17 protein-coding genes are annotated in these 17,903 nt (G+C 68.3%); 5 read left to right on the top strand and 12 right to left on the bottom strand.

Features of this window, described 5'->3' with window-relative positions; all coding sequences use genetic code 11:
• Positions 1-33: 33 nt before the first annotated feature.
• The 9 genes from OH768_RS11545 to OH768_RS11505 all read right to left on the bottom strand — a co-directional run bounded on the left by OH768_RS11545 (position 34) and on the right by OH768_RS11505 (position 5,848).
• Positions 34-396, bottom strand: coding sequence for a glutamate ligase domain-containing protein (locus tag OH768_RS11545; protein ID WP_406452704.1), 363 nt, complete (start codon positions 394-396; stop codon positions 34-36).
• The gene (locus tag OH768_RS11540; protein WP_406452702.1) at positions 396-917 is read right to left on the bottom strand and encodes a C39 family peptidase; all 522 of its coding nucleotides are present in this window, start codon (positions 915-917) and stop codon (positions 396-398) included. Before OH768_RS11540 ends, OH768_RS11545 begins: the two co-directional genes overlap by 1 nt.
• 37 nt (positions 918-954) lie before the next feature.
• On the bottom strand, positions 955-2,046 hold the full coding sequence (locus OH768_RS11535) for an ATP-grasp domain-containing protein (RefSeq protein WP_406452700.1): 1,092 nt from the start codon (positions 2,044-2,046) through the stop codon (positions 955-957).
• Positions 2,043-2,843 (bottom strand): diaminopimelate epimerase, encoded by an 801-nt coding sequence (gene dapF / locus OH768_RS11530; protein ID WP_406452698.1) that lies wholly within the window; start codon positions 2,841-2,843, stop codon positions 2,043-2,045. Before dapF ends, OH768_RS11535 begins: the two co-directional genes overlap by 4 nt.
• A gap of 386 nt (positions 2,844-3,229) precedes the next feature.
• Complete coding sequence (locus tag OH768_RS11525) at positions 3,230-3,772, bottom strand: NUDIX domain-containing protein (RefSeq protein ID WP_406452696.1); 543 nt, start codon at positions 3,770-3,772, stop codon at positions 3,230-3,232.
• The gene (locus OH768_RS11520) at positions 3,769-4,080 is read right to left on the bottom strand and encodes a hypothetical protein (RefSeq protein ID WP_406452694.1); all 312 of its coding nucleotides are present in this window, start codon (positions 4,078-4,080) and stop codon (positions 3,769-3,771) included. Before OH768_RS11520 ends, OH768_RS11525 begins: the two co-directional genes overlap by 4 nt.
• Positions 4,081-4,254: 174 nt before the next feature.
• The gene (locus tag OH768_RS11515; protein ID WP_406452692.1) at positions 4,255-5,100 is read right to left on the bottom strand and encodes a helix-turn-helix domain-containing protein; all 846 of its coding nucleotides are present in this window, start codon (positions 5,098-5,100) and stop codon (positions 4,255-4,257) included.
• Positions 5,101-5,127: 27 nt separating this feature from the next.
• Positions 5,128-5,640, bottom strand: a complete 513-nt coding sequence (locus OH768_RS11510) for a DUF6879 family protein (RefSeq protein ID WP_406452690.1) — start codon at positions 5,638-5,640, stop codon at positions 5,128-5,130.
• Positions 5,618-5,848, bottom strand: a complete 231-nt coding sequence (locus OH768_RS11505) for a hypothetical protein (protein WP_067022411.1) — start codon at positions 5,846-5,848, stop codon at positions 5,618-5,620. Before OH768_RS11505 ends, OH768_RS11510 begins: the two co-directional genes overlap by 23 nt.
• Positions 5,849-6,649: 801 nt before the next feature.
• Between OH768_RS11505 and OH768_RS11500 the strand changes: the two genes are divergently transcribed.
• The 5 genes from OH768_RS11500 to OH768_RS11480 all read left to right on the top strand — a co-directional run bounded on the left by OH768_RS11500 (position 6,650) and on the right by OH768_RS11480 (position 14,155).
• The gene (locus OH768_RS11500; protein WP_406452688.1) at positions 6,650-7,066 is read left to right on the top strand and encodes a hypothetical protein; all 417 of its coding nucleotides are present in this window, start codon (positions 6,650-6,652) and stop codon (positions 7,064-7,066) included.
• A complete protein-coding gene (locus OH768_RS11495) occupies positions 7,063-11,553 on the top strand; it encodes a hypothetical protein (protein WP_406452686.1) in 4,491 nt (1,496 codons plus the stop codon). Before OH768_RS11500 ends, OH768_RS11495 begins: the two co-directional genes overlap by 4 nt.
• A 563-nt stretch (positions 11,554-12,116) precedes the next feature.
• Positions 12,117-12,803 (top strand): DUF317 domain-containing protein, encoded by a 687-nt coding sequence (locus OH768_RS11490; RefSeq protein ID WP_406465235.1) that lies wholly within the window; start codon positions 12,117-12,119, stop codon positions 12,801-12,803.
• 273 nt (positions 12,804-13,076) lie between these two features.
• Positions 13,077-13,376 carry a hypothetical protein gene (locus tag OH768_RS11485; RefSeq protein ID WP_405974757.1) on the top strand — a complete coding sequence of 100 codons (300 nt, stop codon included), beginning with the start codon at positions 13,077-13,079 and terminating at the stop codon, positions 13,374-13,376.
• A 107-nt stretch (positions 13,377-13,483) separates the two neighbouring features.
• Positions 13,484-14,155: a hypothetical protein gene (locus OH768_RS11480; RefSeq protein WP_406452683.1), complete on the top strand. Its 672-nt coding sequence runs from the start codon at positions 13,484-13,486 to the stop codon at positions 14,153-14,155.
• 60 nt (positions 14,156-14,215) lie between these two features.
• Here OH768_RS11480 and OH768_RS11475 read toward each other — a convergent pair whose 3' ends face one another.
• The 3 genes from OH768_RS11475 to OH768_RS11465 form a co-directional block, all read right to left on the bottom strand.
• The gene (locus tag OH768_RS11475) at positions 14,216-15,925 is read right to left on the bottom strand and encodes a relaxase/mobilization nuclease domain-containing protein (RefSeq protein WP_329552149.1); all 1,710 of its coding nucleotides are present in this window, start codon (positions 15,923-15,925) and stop codon (positions 14,216-14,218) included.
• A complete protein-coding gene (locus tag OH768_RS11470; RefSeq protein ID WP_365609768.1) occupies positions 15,922-16,413 on the bottom strand; it encodes a mobilization protein in 492 nt (163 codons plus the stop codon). Before OH768_RS11470 ends, OH768_RS11475 begins: the two co-directional genes overlap by 4 nt.
• Positions 16,414-16,578: 165 nt before the next feature.
• Entirely contained in the window at positions 16,579-17,898 is a 1,320-nt protein-coding gene (locus OH768_RS11465) for a hypothetical protein (RefSeq protein ID WP_406452681.1), read from the bottom strand.
• Between the last annotated feature and the right edge of the window lie 5 nt (positions 17,899-17,903).

Here is a 17,903-nt window from a genome sequence, read left to right as displayed (position 1 = left end):
CCTGCCCTGGCGAGCCAGCAGGCCGGCGGCTGCTCATAGGCCAGTGACGGGTTGCCCAGTGAGTGTTTGGGCGATCTGCCAGAGCTGTCCGCCGCGGGACGCCTTCACGAGGACGACGTCGTTGGGGCGGAGGATGGAGGCCAGGTAGGCGGCGGCGGTGCTGTTGTCGCCGACCATCGCGATGTCCGGGACGCCTGCCGCGCCCGCTGCGAGGGCGAGTTGCTTGGCGAGTGTGTCGCCGACCGCGACGACGAGATCGACGCCGTTCTCGGCTGCCATGCGCCCGACCGCGCGGTGAGCTTCCACGGCTTCGTCGCCCAGCTCCAGCATTTCTCCGAGTACGGCGATCCTTCGGCCGCCTGCGGCCTCGGTCGTGTCACCGTCTGCCTCGGTCATCAAGACTCTCCGTCGTTCAGGGGCGCGAAGGTGATCGCGCGGCCGGCGTAGGAAGGGGACAGTCGACTCAGGGGGACTCGATCGTGCCTCTGACCCCAGGCCGATGGGTCCCGAATGAAGATCGTGGGGTCGGGTCCGTCCTCGTAGCCGCGAAGGATGATGAGGTGGCCTCCCGAACGTCCGTCGTCGGGGAGCTGCTCTGTGGCGGACACGATGATTGGTGCGTCATCGAGGCGGCCGAGTAGGTCTTCGACCGGCACGGGTTCTGCCGTCGCAGGTACGCCGAGGTCGGTGGCCAGGTTCGCGATCCCCGCGTGGAGCGCCCCACGGGGGGTCAGAACCTCGTGTTTGACCGCGAGTTTCAGCAGTTCCGTGACCGCGGGTGCCTCGCGCCCGTAGGCGAGCAGGATCATCCTCAGAGACGCCAGGCCGCACGCCCGGTTGGACCATTCCACTCTGTCCCCGAGCGCCCATCCTCCGTGCAGATCCCATTCTGCGGGGGCGATGAGCTGTCGGCACATGGGGACATCGTGGACGCGCGACACAGCGGGCGGGCTCCTACGGTGAGACGGCAGCCTCCCGGGTCAGCGTGGTGCTGGAGAACGCGGGAGTGGGCAGGGGAACATCGTAGGGCGGGCGGGCCAACGCCTCGTGCAGCATGGACACTACGACGTCCGTGTGCGTGAGTCCGACCATCGCGGCGCCCACCACGAAGTTGCTGTCGCGGGACATGCCCGGCGTGCTGTTGACCTCCAGCACGTACGGCTGGTCGTCCTCGGTGAGGATGAAGTCGACGCGCGCCGAACCGCGTAGCCCGAGTCCGTCCCACAGCGTCGTGGCGTGTTCGGTGACCTTGGCCAGTACCTCGGGCGGCAGGTCGGCGGCCCGCACGGCCACGGCGCCCTTGGAGTCCACGTCGAGCTTCGTGTCGGCGTCGTAGAACTCCGCCTCGGTGGCTTCGGTGGCCAGCGGCGGGAGCACGACGACAGCGCCTCCGGGCAGTTCCAGGAGCCCTACGGTCAGCGGTACGCCGGGCAGGTAGTCCTCGACCAGTACGGCATCGCCTTCTTCGCCGGCAGCGTCCGCCAACGCCTGGGGAAGATCTGCCTGTTCGCGGACCAGGCTCATGCCCACGCTGGAGCCGCCGAACGGCGGTTTGACCATCGCTGCCCGCCCGTTCCAGTGCATCGGCCCGCCGGACCACACCCACCACCCGGGGGTGGGGACGCCAAGGCTCAGCATCACCCGCTTGCAGAGGATCTTGTCGGCGGCGACCGCGGATGCCGCGACTCCGCTACCGCAGTACGGCACGCGCAGGTAGTCGAGCAGGCCCTGCAGCCTCCCGTCCTCCCCGTACGGTCCGTGAAGGTTGGAGAGGGCTACGTCGTAGCCGGCCAACTCCGTGATGAAGTCCGGCTCGCAGGGGTTCAGTAGTTTCCAGCGGGCGCCGATGTCGTCGAGGGCCTCGGACAGGGCGGTCACGGAACGCTGGTCCACGGGGCACTTCGCGTGGTACAGCCGGTCTTCCGCTGACACCGGCCCGTAGACGAGGGCTACACCGAGCCCCTCTCGGTGGCGCTGCCAGTCGCGAAGGTTCTGGGCGGCCTCGCGCACCGCGAGGTCAGAGCTGGAAGTGAGGAACTGAGTCATGAGAGGACCCCTTCGAAGGTGTGGGTGACCGGCCCGCCGACCCAGTGCGTTCGCTTCGGCCGGTCGGGATGCGGCCGGACCGTGAGCGGCTCCCCGGCGCGGTTGTGGACGGTGACGGTGCGCGGCGACACGAGGCCGCGTAGGGTGGCGATGACGACGGTCGCGACGGCTCCGCTCCCGCACGAGAGGGTTTCCGCCTCGACGCCGCGCTCGTAGGTGCGGATCTTCAGCGCCTGGCGGCCGGCGGCCTGTACGAAGTTGACGTTCGTCCCCAGCGGGGCGAGGTCGGCGTGGTGGCGGATGAGGCGTCCGACGAGTACTGCGTCGATGGCATCCACGTCGTCTACGACGGCGACGACGTGGTCGGTGCCGGTGTGGGCGCTGTCGAACCAGGTCGGCTTGCCGTTGAGGACGGTCTGCACGCGTCGGGGATGAACCGCGCCGACCTCGGCCGTGACCCACACGGAGTCGTCGCTCACGATCGCCTCGTGCATCACCCCGGCCATGCGCAGACTCATCTCGCGGACGCCGTGGTCGTGGTGCGCGGCCCAGGCGGTACACCGCAGAGCGTTGCCGCACATCGTGGCGATCGAGCCGTCGGCGTTGAAGCAGGTGACTTCGAGGACGACCGGGCTGATGCTGATCAGGCTGCTGACGACAAGGCCGTCCGCGCCTATGCCGGTTCGCCTGGCGCAGAGGCGCTCGGCCTCCTTTGGCCAGTCCTTCTCGCTATTCGGTGAGGGGTCGGATAACAGGACGAAGTCGTTCCCCGCTCCGTGGATCTTGCGGAAGCGCATGGCAAAGCTCCTCGCTGGCGTGAGGTGACCGTTCTCGTGATGGCTGAATGAGGCTTCGGGTCAGAGAAGTTCGACGGGCCGATACGTCGTCGCCGACTCGTTCATGACCCATGGGCAGTGCCCGTCGAAGATCAGAACCCGGCGCCCCGCGGTGCCGGCGGACCTCATGTCGCGGACCCGCAGGTACAACCCGTCGAGGAACACGAAATCGCCTACGTGGACATCGCTTGGTTGCCTGTAACCGGGGATAGTGCCGAGGGGAGGAGGCACAGGGGTTGGTTCGGTGGTGCGGCGCTCGTACATTCAGCCTCTCCAGATGGCCAGGAGGATCGAACCGCCGAGTGCCAAGAGGCTTGCCACGTAAGCGAGTTGTTGGTTCCGGGGGCTCACGGGGCACCAACCAGGTGGCCGTGAAGGCGGTCGCGGACTGACGGGATACCGATCTCCTCAAGGGGCGTCCAGGCCGCCGCGCCGGCTTCGATCACCATCGGGGCGATGGCGCCGGAGTGGGCCCGGAAGAGGTATCTGAAGCCGATCCGGAGGCGGGGGCCGTACCTGTGTTGCCCCGCTCTGGTCACGTCGATCAGGAAGGGGCCATCGCTGTCGGGTTCCGTCCACACATCCCGGATGCCGACCTCCTCGGCCAGCAGACGCAGGGCCGCCTCTCCGAGCGAGTCGTCCTGCTCCTCCGGCTCCGCTTCCGCCAGGGCGAAGGCACGGTTGTGCCGCAGGGACAGGACGCGATTGTGTTCATCGACGATGACTGCGCCCGTCGTTACGAGGGGGCAGTGCCGGCTGTGGGTGCAGGTCCCGTGCTGCGCGTGGTCGCGGGCGGCGTCGTACACCGGCATCAGCGCCATCTGCTCGTCAGGGTGCGCGTAGATGTAGTGGGACAGCTCCCGGACGATCTGGTCCTCCCGGACACTCACGGGGCACCGAGCCCGTGGCGCTGTGTGTAGATCCACAGGAGCCTTCGCGTGACGTCGGCGGCATCCCGGAGGTAGATGAAGGCGCCGAACGACGGGGTCTCTGCGGTCGGACGGTTCTGCAGGTCGAGGAGCTGGTATCCCTTGCGGAACAGCTCCCGTACGTCGTCGTCCTCGTCCGCCCCCAGGTCCTCACCGAGTAGAAGGTTGAGGTGTCCGACGACCTTCGGCAGGGCGGTGTCCATGTCCTTGCGGGTGGAGGTGGCCATCTGCATGGAGAGGGCTGTCTCGGTGCTTTCTGAAATTGCCACGACGTCGACTGGGAGAACTTCGGTTCCCGCGCTGTCGGTTGCTCTCGATGCCTTGCCGCTACTTGCCACAGTGATCACCGTCTCGCTCCTTCAGTGCGCGTTTCCGGCCGTGCCAGTAACGCTAAGAAGGGCGATGGGAGGGGCTCTACGAGTGTGCCGGAACTTGCCCGGCATTCACCCCAGGGATTCGATGGCCGCCGTGATAATTTCGCGCGCCGCCGAGCCGTAGACGGCGAGTTCGGCCAGATCCGTGAACGTCTGGGCATACATGGCAAGTTCGTGCTTCTGTGTGACGGCGAGATGGGCCGAGACGAGTTCGACGTGGACCGTGTGGTCGTCGTACAGGAAGAAGCCCTCGACCGGCCAGAGGCCGGAACGGTCGGCGTCCTCAGGAATGATGCCGATGCTCACCGACGGAAGCGCCATAACGCTGAGGAGATAGCCGAGTTGGCCGGCCATCACCTCCGTCCCGCCGATGCGCTTTCGGAGCGCTCCCTCTTCCAGGAGGATCGCGAACGTGTGGTTGCCGTAGACGATCTGCTGCTTCTGCACACGCACCTTGACGGCCGCCGGTACGTCATCAATGAGGCCGCGGCGGTCGCGAATTGAGGTGAGCAGTGCGGTGATGTACGAGGCCGTCTGCACGGGGCCGGGAATGAGCCACGGGGAGTAGAAGCGGAAGCGCTGGGTGCGTTCCCACAGGGGGAGGACGGACTCCTGGGCCTGCTTCAGGCCGGTGCGCTCCAACCTGCGCCACTCGACATACATCCCCTCGATGCCTCGGGCTGTCGAGATGAGATCCTCGGCTGTGCTCTCCGCACCGCAGGCAGCGGCCCACGCACGTAGGTCGCGCTCCGAGGGCGGGCGTGTGCCGCTCTCGAAGCGCGAACACTTCGACTCGTGCCAGCCGAGACTGTTGGCCAACGCGCGTTTGGTGAGCCCGGCTTCGAGCCGGATTTCGCTCAGGCGTTTACCAAGAGCCCTGCGGGCTTCCTGAACGCTCGAAGATGGCGATGTCATGTCGCTGCGATATTGCTGTTCGGGCTGTCAGACCGGCTGGAACTCTGCGTGCGGTGTTGCCCGCGCCCACACGGCCTCGAAGGCCGACTCGCAGAGCTTTGCCACCTCGGGGTCGTCCGTGAGTTCCACTTCCATGTTCTCGCCTTCGCCGTCGAAGTGGTTGACGAGAACGAGGCTGGAGTCGAAGAGCCAGAAATCGTTGCCGGGAAGGGCGAGGCCCGTTGCGTTTCGCCGGGAGAGCCAGCGCACGTGTTCGCCGGCGGCGATGTTGAGTCCGTCCGTCACGTCGTATTCGAAGCGGATGTACTCGCTGACAGGAGTCGAGACGACGCGGGCCCGGCGGATCTCGACGCCTCGCGAGGCGGCCTCCGTGACGATGCTGTGCCAGTCGCCCCAGCGCTCGGCCGGGTCGAGTGTGATGCCGGATTTCCAGTCGATGAAGGCCGGGTCCGACTTCATGTAGGCGTCGCGCATCTCCAGGTGGAGGGCCGTCCGCTGGCAGTCGCGGAACAGCTCCTCAAACGTCGGGGTCCTCGTCAACCTTCTTCACCTCCAGGAAGAACTGCACCATGCGCCGGGGGATCTCCACCACCGACTCATGGCCGGGGATGTCCATCTGCCCGAGGCGCTCGATGTCCTCCACCTTCAACCCCTGCACGAGGTAGCTGTCCTTCTCCTCGTCGAGGTAGATGGTGGGGGAGCCGCCACTGGGACTCTCCGGGTCCTTACCGAGCTTACGCAGGGCCATGATGTCCTCCTCGGATGCCGGTAACGATCTCTGTGCCAGAGCTTGCCCGCGGCTGGGCCTTGAAGCGAGGAACTTGCCGAAACTTGCCAGGCGCGTATGGAAGTTGACCTTACGCGGCCGAGTCGGGGCAACGAAGAGCGGACGGGCCGCAGCACCCCCAGGGACGGCCGGATTCGATTGCTGTCCGCCCTTCCCTGGCAACGGACGTCGTTCCTTTAGGGAACGCACCGTCCGTTCCCTGGGGGAACGTTCGGTCTGTTCCCTCGGGGAACAGCTTTGACGCACCTACGCCCCCAGCTCGGGTCCCTCACACGGCTAGGTTCGCTGTCAATCACCTCGATTGGATGGCGACGGACGCCAGTTGTCCTTCGACAGCGAAGTTAGTCGTGTGCAGCTCACTGACCTGGGCCGACTAGGTTGGATGTCGACGAGTCTGCTCGTGCTGATGCCGTTCGAGTGGCTACGGCGCCGCCGATGGCTCCTTGCTCCCTCCAAGTGCAGTTGCCCCGCTCACCGGGGCGGCCGACCGCGCTACGTACCTCGCGCGGGGTGCGGCTCACGAGGCCATGGCGGTGAAGCCGCGCGTGCAGGTGGCCTTGATGACGCTTCGGTCTGCTGTGGGCACTCACGGGGTCGCCTGATGCGGCTTCCCCGTTCTTGTCCTGCATCACCGCTGCGGGGTGGAGTCACGTTTGTCCCGCGGAGAACAAGGGCCCTGGTCAGTCCCAGCAGCTGCCGCTAATCTCATTGCAGCCGTGAAGGCAACGGGTTGGATGCGGCGGCGACGGGGGCTTGTGAGAAGTGACGCTGAACACCAGCGGCCCGGAGGCCGCCGACGAACTTCGCTCGCTGCACGCCTGGTTGACGGATGTCGACGAGTTGAGAGGCCGAGTCGGGTGTAAGGAGAGTCCACCAGGGAAAGGCACGCTCGGACCTTTGCTTGAGGCGCTGACGGTGGCTCTCGGTCCCGGCGCTGCGGCGACCGCGCTGGCCACGACCGTGATCGCCTGGCTGCGTACCCGGCGCGGTGAGATACGTATCAAGGTGACGCTTCCGGACCGCCGTTCGCTGGAAGTCTCCGCCAGGAACGTGGCCGATCTCGACGTGGTAGCCCTACGGCAGCAGGTGGCCGACGTCGCGGCCCTGCTCGGCGCGCAGGACCAGCAAGGAGACGCGACCTTGCGGATCGCCCCGCCCGAGCGCCGCGAGGACCGATGACCGATCTGGACGGCGCGGGCGTACAGGTTCTGCTGATCGCCACCGCGACGCACCAGGACGGCGGACTGCCCTCGGTGCCCTCGGTCGCCGACAGCTTCAGAGATCTGCGGACGGCTCTGATCGAGCGTTGCGGGGTGCGCCCGGAGCATGTGACGGCGGTGCTCGACCCGGCCGACGCCCAGAGCATGGCCCTCGCCGTGGCCAGAGCGACGAAGCGTGCCGACACCGTTCTGCTGATTTACTTCATCGGGCACGGTCTGCTCACCCCGGGCGGGGATCTGTACCTGGCTGCCGGCAACACCGCGGAGCTCGCTCCCGGCATGGCCGAGCACCAGGCGTACTCCTTCGCCGCCTTGCGGGAGGCGGTGCTGGCGAGCCGGGCGGCGTCCAAGGTCGTCGTACTGGACTGCTGTTTTTCCGGGCGCGCGTCGCTCGGCGGCACCTCCTTGGTCACCGCTTTCAACGCGGCCCCCGGGAACGGGATGTATCTCCTCGGGTCGGCGGAGCTACTGGCCCGCGCTCCGGAGGACGCCGAACACACCACGTTCACCGGAGCGTTCCTGGAGCTGTTGGAGACCGGCGACGCCGAGGGGCAGCAGTCGCTGACCCTGGACGCGGCCTACTACGCCTTGGACAGGAAGCTGCGGGACAGACAGCAACCCGTGCCCCGGCGGGTGAGCGGAGATCTCTCCGGTAACCTCGTCATCGCGCCGAACCAGGCTTTTCGGACCCGCGCTGCGACACCGGTTCGGCAGCCGCCCGCTGACAGCGTCTGCCCCTACCCGGGGCTCGGCCCCTTCACGGTGGACCGGGCCGATGTCTTCGCCGGGCGGACAGCGATGACCGAGCGCCTTGTGGAGGCGACGGCGGCGGCTGTCGGCCGACCCGGCCCCCTGATTCTCGTCGGGGCGTCAGGCTCCGGAAAGACCTCCCTGCTCAATGCCGGTCTGCTGGCCGGACTGCGCACCCACGGATTACCCGGCCTGCCCGGGTCGACCCGCTGGCCCAGCCGACGTCTGACGCCCGGCAGGAACCCGCTCCGGAATCTCGCCGACGCGCTCGCGCCCGAGTCGTCCGACACCGCATGCTCGCTGCTCGCGGACGGCCACGCGGCCGAACTCGTGGACCCGCTGCTGGACCGCCCGGGACAACGGCTGGTCATGGTCGTCGACCAGCTGGAGGAGCTATTCACCCTCGGCGCGGACCCGGAGGAACAGACGGCGTTCCTGAGGACGGTGACCGCGCTGGCCCACCCTGGAGAAGGCCACGAGCCGCGGGCCCTGGTGGTCTTCGCACTGCGGGCGGACTTCTACGCCCAGGCAGTCGCACATCCCGAATTGCGGACCGTCCTGAGCGAGAGTCAGTTGCTGGTCGATCCGATGAATGACGGCGAGCTCCACGCCTCGATCGAGGAACCGGCGGCCACCGCGCAGTTGGAACTTGAGGACGAGCTCGCCCCCCTCATCCTGAAGGAGCTCGGCAGGGCGACCGGCGGACGGTCCCCCGCAGAGGCGCTGCCCCTCCTGTCCCATGTGCTGCAGGAGACATGGAGGGAGCGCGAGGGCCTACGGCTCACCGTCTCCGGCTACCTCGCCACCGGCGGCATCACGAAGGCCGTCGCGACCACCGCGGACAAGGTCTACGGCCGACTCAACGCGGAATGCCAGGAGGCCGTGCGCCTCATGCTGCCCCGGCTGGTCCGGGTGGGCGAGGACGCCGCCGACACCGCGCAGCCCGTCGAGTGGCCCGTACTCCTGCACGGGGTGTCCGACGACGCGGTCGCACGGGACGCGATCAAACGGTTCGCCGACGCTCGCCTGCTCACCCTCGACCGGGACACGGTCCGGATCAGCCACGAAGCGCTGTTGCGCGCCTGGCCCCAACTGGAGCAGTGGGTCGACGAGGATCGCGACCTGCTGCGCGCCCGTCAGCAGCTCGCCTCCGACGCGGCGGGCTGGGAGCAGTCCGAACGGGACTCCTCCCTCTTGTACCGAGGGAACCGGCTCGTCGAGATGCGGGAACGCACGGCTGCCCCGGGCGCCCCACCTCTCAGCTCGGTGTCCGCCGAGTTCATGGAGAGCTCCTGGCGCCAGCACACTCGGGAGGGCCGCCGTCGCCGTGCCGCGTTCACCTTTTTCGTCGTCCTGGCCCTGCTGGCGACGACCGGTCTGGTCGGCGCGGGGATCTACTGGCGGCGGGCTGACCAGGCACAACAGCGCGACCTCGCCCGGTATCTGGCCGCCGAGGCCGAGGGCCAGCGTGAGCTCCACCCCGGGCTGGCCAAGCAGCTCAGCCTGCTTTCGTACCGGATTGACCACAAAGCCGGCCGCAGCGCCCTCCTCAACAGCCAGCGCACTCCGGGTGTGATCAACGGCGACGACCCGGCCTACGACCTCTCCTACAGCGCGAACGGTCGGGTGCTCGCCATCTCCACCGGCGACTCGATCGTGCTGCGCACCCAGAACCGCGACGGGCGGATCGGCGGGATCCTGTCTGGCCCGATCGCGGTGGCCGCCGACGGCACCGTGCTCGCCGCGGCCACCTACGACAGCGACGGCTCCACCTCGGCGACCGTGCGGTTGTGGGACATCTCCGACCCCGGCCGACCGCGGAAACTGGCCGCGCCCAAGATATCGGACGCCGTCACCGCGCTGGTCTTCGGCACAGACGGGAACACCCTTTTCGCCGGTACCTCGGCGGGCGAGATCCGCCGCTGGGACACCGGCGATCCGGCGGCACCGCACGCCCTGTCCCCACTCCGGGGCAACGGCAAGCAGGTCGACTCCCTGGCCGTCTCCCCCAAGCGCGGTCTGCTCGCGAGCGCGAGCGTGGACGGGCGAGTACAGCTGTGGAAGGCGACCGGCACCACACCCGTCGCCACGCTGCACGCGGCGCCGTACACGTCGTCCTACCCCGACGGGCACATGCGGCCCCTGCACCGGATCGCCTTCGACAGTTCGGGCGGGCTACTGGCGGCACCGGCCGAGGAACCGAAGAAGACGGACACCTTCGCGTCCAGTGACGACCTGGCCCTGTGGACTCTCGACGACCCGCATGCTCCCCGGCAGGTCGTGTCGGCCGACAAAGGCGTGTCGTCCGGCTCCAGCAGATGCTTCGACAGTGTGACCTCGATGGCGTTCGCCTCGAAGAGCAAACGGATCGTCGCGAGCTGCGGCAGCAGCTGGAAGACCTGGATCTACACCTACGGAACCGACGCGGTCCTGCCGGGCGCGTCGAACACCGGCGACGGCTTGAACGGCGGTGTGGCCTTGTTCGCCCCCGGCAACGCCGAACAACTGCTCAAGGCCACCGACCGCGGCGTTCAGGTCTGGGACCTCTCCAACGGGGCCCAGCCGGGGGCGGTGGGATTCATACCGCCGACGCCCGGCACCGGGAGTCAGCTCGCCCTCGCGATGTCCGGGAAGAAGCTGCTTCTCGCGTACCAGGGTGTGGGCACGAACTGGCTGCGGGACCTCAATCTCCGGCATCTGCAGTCCACCGCGCTGGTCTCGACGCACGCTCCCGACATGTTCTCGGGACAGGACATCGCCCTCAGCCCGGACGGCAAGCTCCTCGCCGACACCGAGGTCTACAAACAGGGCAAGCAGACATACGCCAATCTCTTTCTGCGCAGCACCGCCAGCCCGAAACAGAAGCTGGGCATGATCAACGTGAACAACGGTGTGGGAGCACTGGCCTTCAGCCCGACCAAGCCCCTCCTTGCCGTCTCCGACTACAACGGCGTTGTGGCCAGCAACCCCAAGCCCCAGGTCGTCCGGCTCTACAACATCGCCGACCCCCGGCATCCGCGGCACATCTCCACGATCGAGACGACCGGATACGGACTCGGCTTCTCCCCGGACGGCAGATCGCTGGTCATGAACGAGTCCCCCCAGGGCAAAAAGAAGGCGGACCGCCCAACTGCGGGCCCGCTGGTGCGCAGCTGGAACGTCACCGATCCCGCGCACCCGTCCGCGTCGTGGTCGGTACGCCTGCCCACAGGCACCGACTTCGCTCATTTCGCGTTCCGCCCCGACGGGAAGCTCTTCGCGCTCTACGACGACACCGGAACCCTCCGACTGTGGGACGTCCGCCGTGACCGCCTCGTCGGTTCCCCCGTCAAGGTGTCCATCGGCAGCCTCGGCGGCGCACTGGCGTTCAGCCCCGACGGGACCCGCATCGCCCTGATCGCGTACAACGAGGACAACGGGGACAACCGGTCCCGCCCCGAGGTCTGGGACGTGAGCGACTCGGCCTCACCCACCCGGCAGTTCTATATGCCGACCGCATCAGCCTTCTACTCACTGGCCTTCACCCCCGACAGCAAGATCCTCGCCGTGGTCCGCGCCTCAGCGGGCGTCGACCTGTGGGATGCCGATCCCCAGCACGTCATCACGGACCTCTGCAACGCGGTTGGCGACCCCATCTCCGAGCAGGACTGGAAGAAGTACCTGCCGGACCGCCCCTATCAACCGCCATGCCAGTGACGTAGATCCTGCATTTCCAGTTCGACCGTCACCAACACAGTGCCGCCCTGCGCGCACCGAACGCGGTAATCCCGCTCCGAGGGGATGTGCTCCTCACACCGGTGAGCGCTACTGCAAACGAAAGGGTGATGTCGGATGACGGCCGTACCGGAACCGCCTCCTCGAACCTGGCCGTCGCACAGTTCAGCAGGGGACGCCGGCGCATGCCCGCGGCATCCCCGCACGACACATCGACGTACGACACCGCCTCGTCCTCTCCAGCCCGTACGGCCATACAACACCTCCAGCGTCCTCACCCCACACGACTAGGTTCACTGTCACAAAAGCCGAAACGGCTTAGTTCGTTGCCAAACGCCTCGATTGGATGTCAAAGGACACCAGTTCGCCGGAGGCAGACACGGAAGATCCCGAAACCACTGGTGCTCTGCGGATTGGCATGTCAACGTGGACGACCGTCCGAAACGCCAGGTCAACGACGGTCAGTAACCCATCCCGAGGGCACGGAGGCGCCCCTGTATCCGCACCATCCCAGTGATTCCTCCCGTACCGACTTGCCGGACCCGGTGTACTGGGTGACCCCGCGTCACCTGGCGGGTGATGACGGCGTGCTCGCCGAGCGGATCGGCGACGCCTTGGTCAGTCTTGGCTGGAGCATGTGGCCCACCTCGCGCCACACCCTGCTGTATGTGAGCCCGGACAACCTGCGTGGCGCCGAGTGGATCCTCGCGGCCTACCCGTTCGAGCTGGGCGGACTGCCTGTTGCTTGGCAGTTGAGCGCCCGTCCGCACGCCACTTCTGCGATGACGGAGTGGAACGCGTACTTCACCACCGGCGTCCCGTACGAGGCGCTCGCCGATCTCCTCGTGGCGCTCGACGCCCGCGAGGCACCCGACACCGACTTCGGCGGGGCCGAGACGGTGCTGAACTCGCTCACTGCCCAAGGCTGGCTCCGCGACGTTGATCGCCCCCACACCACCGCCACGGACCCCGGGCTCTCCGGCTGCGTCTCCCTGGAGCTGATGCCACCGCTCATCCAGGACGCCGACCCGCGCCCTGACCTGTCGGGATGGCAGGCGTGGGCGGAGCCTGTTCTCGGCGCCCCGTACCTGTGGTGTGCCAGCTTCAGCGCCAGTGTTCCGAACGACCTGGTCGCCGCGTTCACGTCATCGCTTACCTCACCGGTCCCGGTGCCCCGCCACAGCGTGCCCAAGAGCGCCGAGGGACGACTCACAGTCGTCCACCGCAGCTGACGACCCTCGCACTGACGGAACCGCAGGTGTGCTGCTCGTCGGAGATTTCCCGGCGCAGCAGCAGGTCAGACGTATGAGGCACGTTCCCTGCGCTCGCCCGATGACAGAGAGGAAGAGAGCTTGTTCTTTCGACGCGCTCGCGAGGACCGCGCATTCCGCGAGGCCCAGCGTGCCAGCCACGCGCTGCTCCTGCAGTTGCAGGCCACACAACCGTGGGGCGACTTCGCCGAGTCGACTCAACTGTTTCCAGCACCGGCAGCGGAGGGACCGGCGATGAGTGACCTCCCGCCGCCGGAGTTGCGGGTGCCGTCCCGCCAGGAGGTGGCTGGGCTGATGATGCGCTGGGAGCAGCCGCTCGTCATCGGCGGCGAGGTTCGTACGTGCCCCGAGTGCGGCGTGTATCGGGACTGGATCGTCTTCTGCATGCGCGACGACTCGATATGGCTGCGTTGCCGGGCCGGCCACGAGGCGAAGGAGCCCGGCCTGGATGCGGCCTGGTACAACCGCAACTCCGGTCCGGTCGACCGGTTCCACCCCACCCTCGAAGAGGGCCTGCGCCACCTCGGCCACTGAACCCCCGAATCCCTTGCGCCCCTTCTCGCTGCCGGTGCCCGGAGGCCCGGCTTGGTCAACCTGTCCGTTTCGCAGGCCACTTAGGGGTTCACTTGCGCCTTCACACCATGACCGTCCTCAGCCTGAGCGTCCTCGCCGTCCTGGCCCTGGAGGGCTGCTCGATCGGCAGCACCTCCTCCACCGACCCGGCGTCCGCCGCGACCGCCCCGTCCGAGAACGCGTCGGTGCCAGCCCCGCTGTCTTCGGCAGAGCTGGCCAAGCGGCTCCTGGAGGAAGGCGACTTGGGCGAGGGCTACGCCCGCACGCCGCAGCGCCCCGCTGCGCACGACGACGTGAGCGTGATCGGCTGCCCGGCGCTGGAGAAGCTCGGCGCTGACGCGGCGACCGGTGCCGGCCTCGACTTCTCCCGCAAGGCGAAGGCGTCCTTCGCCTACGCCGGCGGCAGCGACTCTGCGGTTTCCGAGGAGTTGTACAGCGACAGCGCCGCGAAGCTGTCGAAGGGCATCGGGCAGATCTTCGATGCGATGGTCTCCTGCCGGACGTACCAGGTGATGTCGGGCAGCACCGTCATCGACATGGGCACCCGGGTGACGGCCGCGCCTGATCTGGGTGACGAGCAGTGGAGCCAACTGCTCACCTATTCGATCGGCGAGCAACGCACCGTCGTCAAGCAGACGGCGATACGTGTAAGCAACGTGTTGGTGATCGTCTCCGGCTTGCCGGGACTTGTGGACGCCAACCTGGAGAAGGCGGTTACCAAGGTCCAAGTCGCCTTCTGATTACTCGGCTTGCCGGTGCCCTTTGTCTTTTTGGCAGAGGGCACCGGCGTATGTGCTGAATCACCGTGTCTGGCTGGACCGGTTATCCCGGCTTGGGGCGGGCGGGACAGCGCGCCTGCTGCGCTTGGCGGCATAGGGGGTGTGGTCGGGCATTGTGGTGGCGTCGGCGGGCAGGTCGGCCATGCGGCGCAGCCGCCACACCAGCACATCGCTGATCGAGTCTGCGGTGCCCAACTCCCGTCGTCCGGCAGCTTCCGTGAGCAGCGTGGCCGGGTCGTGGCCGGCGCTCTCGGTGTCGGCGAGGGTAGCTGCGAGGGCGTGCCAGCCAGGCTCGGCCAGGATCTGTTCGGCCAACTCGGGTACCGCCGCTCGGAGATGGGCGGCTTGCTTGTGTCGCAGGGGCTGAGACAGGCGCCGGCCTCGCTGGTACAGCACGCTCAACGGGACGTCGGCGGCGGCCCGGTAGGCGGTGCGCAGATGTTCTGCGGCCTGGCGGGCTGCGGCTGCCTGTTGGGCGTGCTCCTTCTTGGCGTGCCAGTGGGCGGCAGCGGTGACGAGGAAGAACAGCATGTCGATCGCCATCGCGGTGGTGGCTCCGTCTTCCCCGCGGCCAAGCGCGGGGCCGCTGTAGATGAGATCGCGGGCGGCCTGGCGCAGGGCACGGTCGTGCCCGTGTTCGGCCCTTACGTGGGAGCGGGTGGCCCGCTCGAATACGGCGGCGGCCTGACGCAGTTCGGTGCGGGTGTGGGCGGCGGAGGTCTTGGCGAGCGCGTCCAGGATCTCCCCGGCCGCCGAGATGCGCGCGGCCACCTGGCCGTCCTCACCATTGTCGATGACCAGCACCGCCTGCCACGCAGCCGTGGCTGTCCGACGCCGCGCGGTCGCGGGGCCATTCGGGGCTTCGGCGAAGGGTGCGTCCGTGCCCCGGTTCGGGGTGTCGACGGTGAACCGTTTGCGGATGCGGGGCAGGGACAGGTCGGGGGAGAGCGTGGAGCCCGCGTAGAACACTGGCTCCTTGTCACCGTTGCGGTTGTCCGGGAGGGCGACCTTGTAGCCGAGCAGGTCGCCGGAGGGCGCGGCGCGCTTCCGGATCAGCAGGCCGGCGGCAGCCAGCCGGTCGAAGAACTCCCCCTCGCTCGTGGCTCCTGCCACTGCCCGCCGTACGGTCTCGCGCAGTTCGTCGCGTGCCGGTTGCTGCCTGCCTTCGCGTTCGGCCTTGTGGCGTTCGGCGCTGGTGGTCCGCTTGGCGGCCGTGCCGTCACCGGGCGAGACCTGGTGCAGACCCAACTCCTTTTCGATGAGGCGGCATTCGGCCTGGGCGCGTTTGCCGGAGCGGTGGTGGTCGGGGCGGCGGCCGTCTTCGCGGACGAGGGTGGCGATGATGTGGATGTGGTCGTCGGCGTGGCGGACGGCGGCCCAGCGGCAGCCGGCGCCGTCGCCGGGGTCGATGCCGGTGGCGGCGACCACGCGGCGGGCGATGTCGCCCCACTGCTCGTCGCTGAGGATCGGGTCGTCGGGAGCGGCGCGCACGGAGCAGTGCCAGACGTGCTCGTCGGGACGTTGGTCTGGTTCGAGGAGTGCCAGGGGCTGGTCGAGGAGGTGCTGGAGGTCTTCCTTCGTCACCGAGGGGTCGCGGCCGGGGTCGGGCGCCATGCCGTCGAAGGAAGCGACCAGGTGTGGGTCGATGTGTTCCTCGTGGGTGCCCTTGCCGTAGAGGTAGTTGAGGAGTCCGAGGGTTTTGCTTCCCTGCTGGTGGATCCGGGGGATCAAGCTGCCTGCTCCTCCTGCCCGTTGGTGATCCTGTCGGCCGCCCGCTGGACGGCCTGTGCGGCGCGCTGTAGATCTGCGAGGGCCGCGGCGAAGTGAGGTGCGTCGGCACCGGAGTTGAGGGCCTTGGCGGCTTGGTTGACGTTGCTGCCGGCCCAGCCGAGCTGACGGCGTACACCGAACAGGGCGGTCAGGATGTCCCGTTCGGTGGCGATGGCTGCCGCGGTGCGGGACTGGTCGCGGGCGGAGGCCAGGGCGGAATGGGCGAGGAATCCGGCCACGCTCATGCCGACGTGGTCGGCGCCGGACTGGATGATGGCGAGTTCTTGTTCGTTGAGGCGGACGCTGTGGGCGGGGCGCTGCTTCTTGTCGCGCGGGCGGGATTTCCCCTTCCTGGCCCTGCCCTTGCGGCTGGCCCTGCCTGGCTGCGGTCCGCCCTCGGTCGCAGCCTTCCCGTCCGGCGCCCCCTGGTGCTGGACGGACCCCGTCACCCCTGGGGCGGGGTCGGGTTCGGGCGCTCCCCCTGCGGGGGAGTGTCCGAACCTCCAACTTGCTCCCGATGGCGCTGAGATGGTCATCTCCCTTTGGACTGTGGGCAGTTCGTGGTTCGAGCCGTGCATTGAGTGTTCTTCCTTGGGTGTTGAGATCGGAGCGGGTCAGTGGGGATGGTCGGCGTGAGCGGCCCTCAGCTCGGCCTTGACGGTGCGGACGACCTCCCCGGCGGTGTCGCTGGCGACGCTGTAACCGTCCTCGCGCACGGTGTCCTCCAGCAGATCGCGGGAGAGACGTCCGGTCTCGCCGTGGATTCGGTGGGCGTAGGAGGTGAGGACTTCCCGTGTCGCGCGCGGTCTGGGGCCCGGGCGGTTCGGCTTCGCCCGCGTGGCCTTGCCGGGATCGGCATCCGACGGTTCCTTGCCCGGATTTGGTTCTCGGCTCGTGGTGGTGCGGGCGGGCTGGTGCGGGCGGATTTCGGGCTCCCGGTGGGCGGTGTCATCGCCCGCGTCGCTCTCGGACGGGCGGCCCGGATTCTCGGCCCGCTTCGTCGCTACGGCGCGCGGGCGGGCAGTCGTAGAGCTGACCGTCCTGCCCGTGACGAGGGCGGGCCAACGCCGGGGCAGCGGAATGGAGGCCAGGGTGAGGGCCTGTTGGCGGGTGGCGAGCTTGCGCAGCAGCAACTCGTCCTGGCGCTCGTCGCGGTCGACATCGGCCTGTTCTAGGGCCTGGTGCAGGCGGCGGGTGAGGCGCCGGCCTCGCCAATTGGTGCGCTGATTGGGCGTCATTGTCTCTGCCCGGAGGATCAGGGTGACGGCTTGGTCGAGGGCGCGGTCGCGGATGATCCGGGCGGCGTCCGCATCCCGGTCGGCGATCCCGAGGCGTGCCAGAAGGCGTTCGCGTGCCTGTCGGGCGATGACGGCGGTCAGGCTGCGGGAGTCGGCGTCAGGGGTGCGGTGGCGCAGTTCGATGCCCATGGCCAGGTGCCACAGTAGGGCTGCCAGGACCGGGCCGACGAAGGCCCGCACGGTTCCGCCGACCAGCCCGGACTCGGCGTAGGCGGGCACGATCTGCACGCCGGTGATCACCCAGGTGAGGGTGCTGGGCATACCGGGTGCTTGCTTCGGGCCGTTGAGGTTTGCCCGGGCGAGCAGGGCGGTGGAGAACAGCGCGAGTTCGGCGGCGGCGAACATCGCCGCCCGTTCGATGCTGCTGCCCATGTCGAGATAGTCGGCGGCGAACCGCCAGCTGGTGTCCGCGCTGTAGGCGGTACAGCCGATCGCGGCGATGGCGGCGACCCGGACCGCGGCGGTGCTACGGCGCTGCTCGGGGTCCCGATTCTGTAGGCGCCGCCGTATGGACCATGCGACGGACAGGGCGACGGCGACCAGGACCGCGACGGGCACAGGCGCAGGGATCCAGTGCGGCCAGGCGGGTATGCCGGTGCCGTTGGCGCTGATGAGTGCGGTGGTGCCAGGGGTCATGCAGA

Source organism: Streptomyces sp. NBC_01622 (assembly GCF_045209635.1).
In the GTDB taxonomy this organism is placed as follows: domain Bacteria; phylum Actinomycetota; class Actinomycetes; order Streptomycetales; family Streptomycetaceae; genus Streptomyces.
This window is presented reverse-complemented; position numbering and strand designations above follow the sequence as displayed.

Excerpts from the sequence above, each read along its gene's own strand:
- OH768_RS11545 (WP_406452704.1), bottom strand. The coding sequence starts at position 396 with ATGACCGAGGCAGACGGTGACACGACCGAGGCCGCAGGCGGCCGAAGG.
- OH768_RS11540 (WP_406452702.1), bottom strand. The coding sequence starts at position 917 with ATGTGCCGACAGCTCATCGCCCCCGCAGAATGGGATCTGCACGGAGGA.
- OH768_RS11535 (WP_406452700.1), bottom strand. The coding sequence starts at position 2,046 with ATGACTCAGTTCCTCACTTCCAGCTCTGACCTCGCGGTGCGCGAGGCC.
- dapF (WP_406452698.1), bottom strand. The coding sequence starts at position 2,843 with ATGCGCTTCCGCAAGATCCACGGAGCGGGGAACGACTTCGTCCTGTTA.
- OH768_RS11515 (WP_406452692.1), bottom strand. The coding sequence starts at position 5,100 with ATGACATCGCCATCTTCGAGCGTTCAGGAAGCCCGCAGGGCTCTTGGT.
- OH768_RS11505 (WP_067022411.1), bottom strand. The coding sequence starts at position 5,848 with ATGGCCCTGCGTAAGCTCGGTAAGGACCCGGAGAGTCCCAGTGGCGGC.
- OH768_RS11495 (WP_406452686.1), top strand. The coding sequence starts at position 7,063 with ATGACCGATCTGGACGGCGCGGGCGTACAGGTTCTGCTGATCGCCACC.
- OH768_RS11485 (WP_405974757.1), top strand. The coding sequence starts at position 13,077 with ATGAGTGACCTCCCGCCGCCGGAGTTGCGGGTGCCGTCCCGCCAGGAG.
- OH768_RS11480 (WP_406452683.1), top strand. The coding sequence starts at position 13,484 with ATGACCGTCCTCAGCCTGAGCGTCCTCGCCGTCCTGGCCCTGGAGGGC.
- OH768_RS11465 (WP_406452681.1), bottom strand. The coding sequence starts at position 17,898 with ATGACCCCTGGCACCACCGCACTCATCAGCGCCAACGGCACCGGCATA.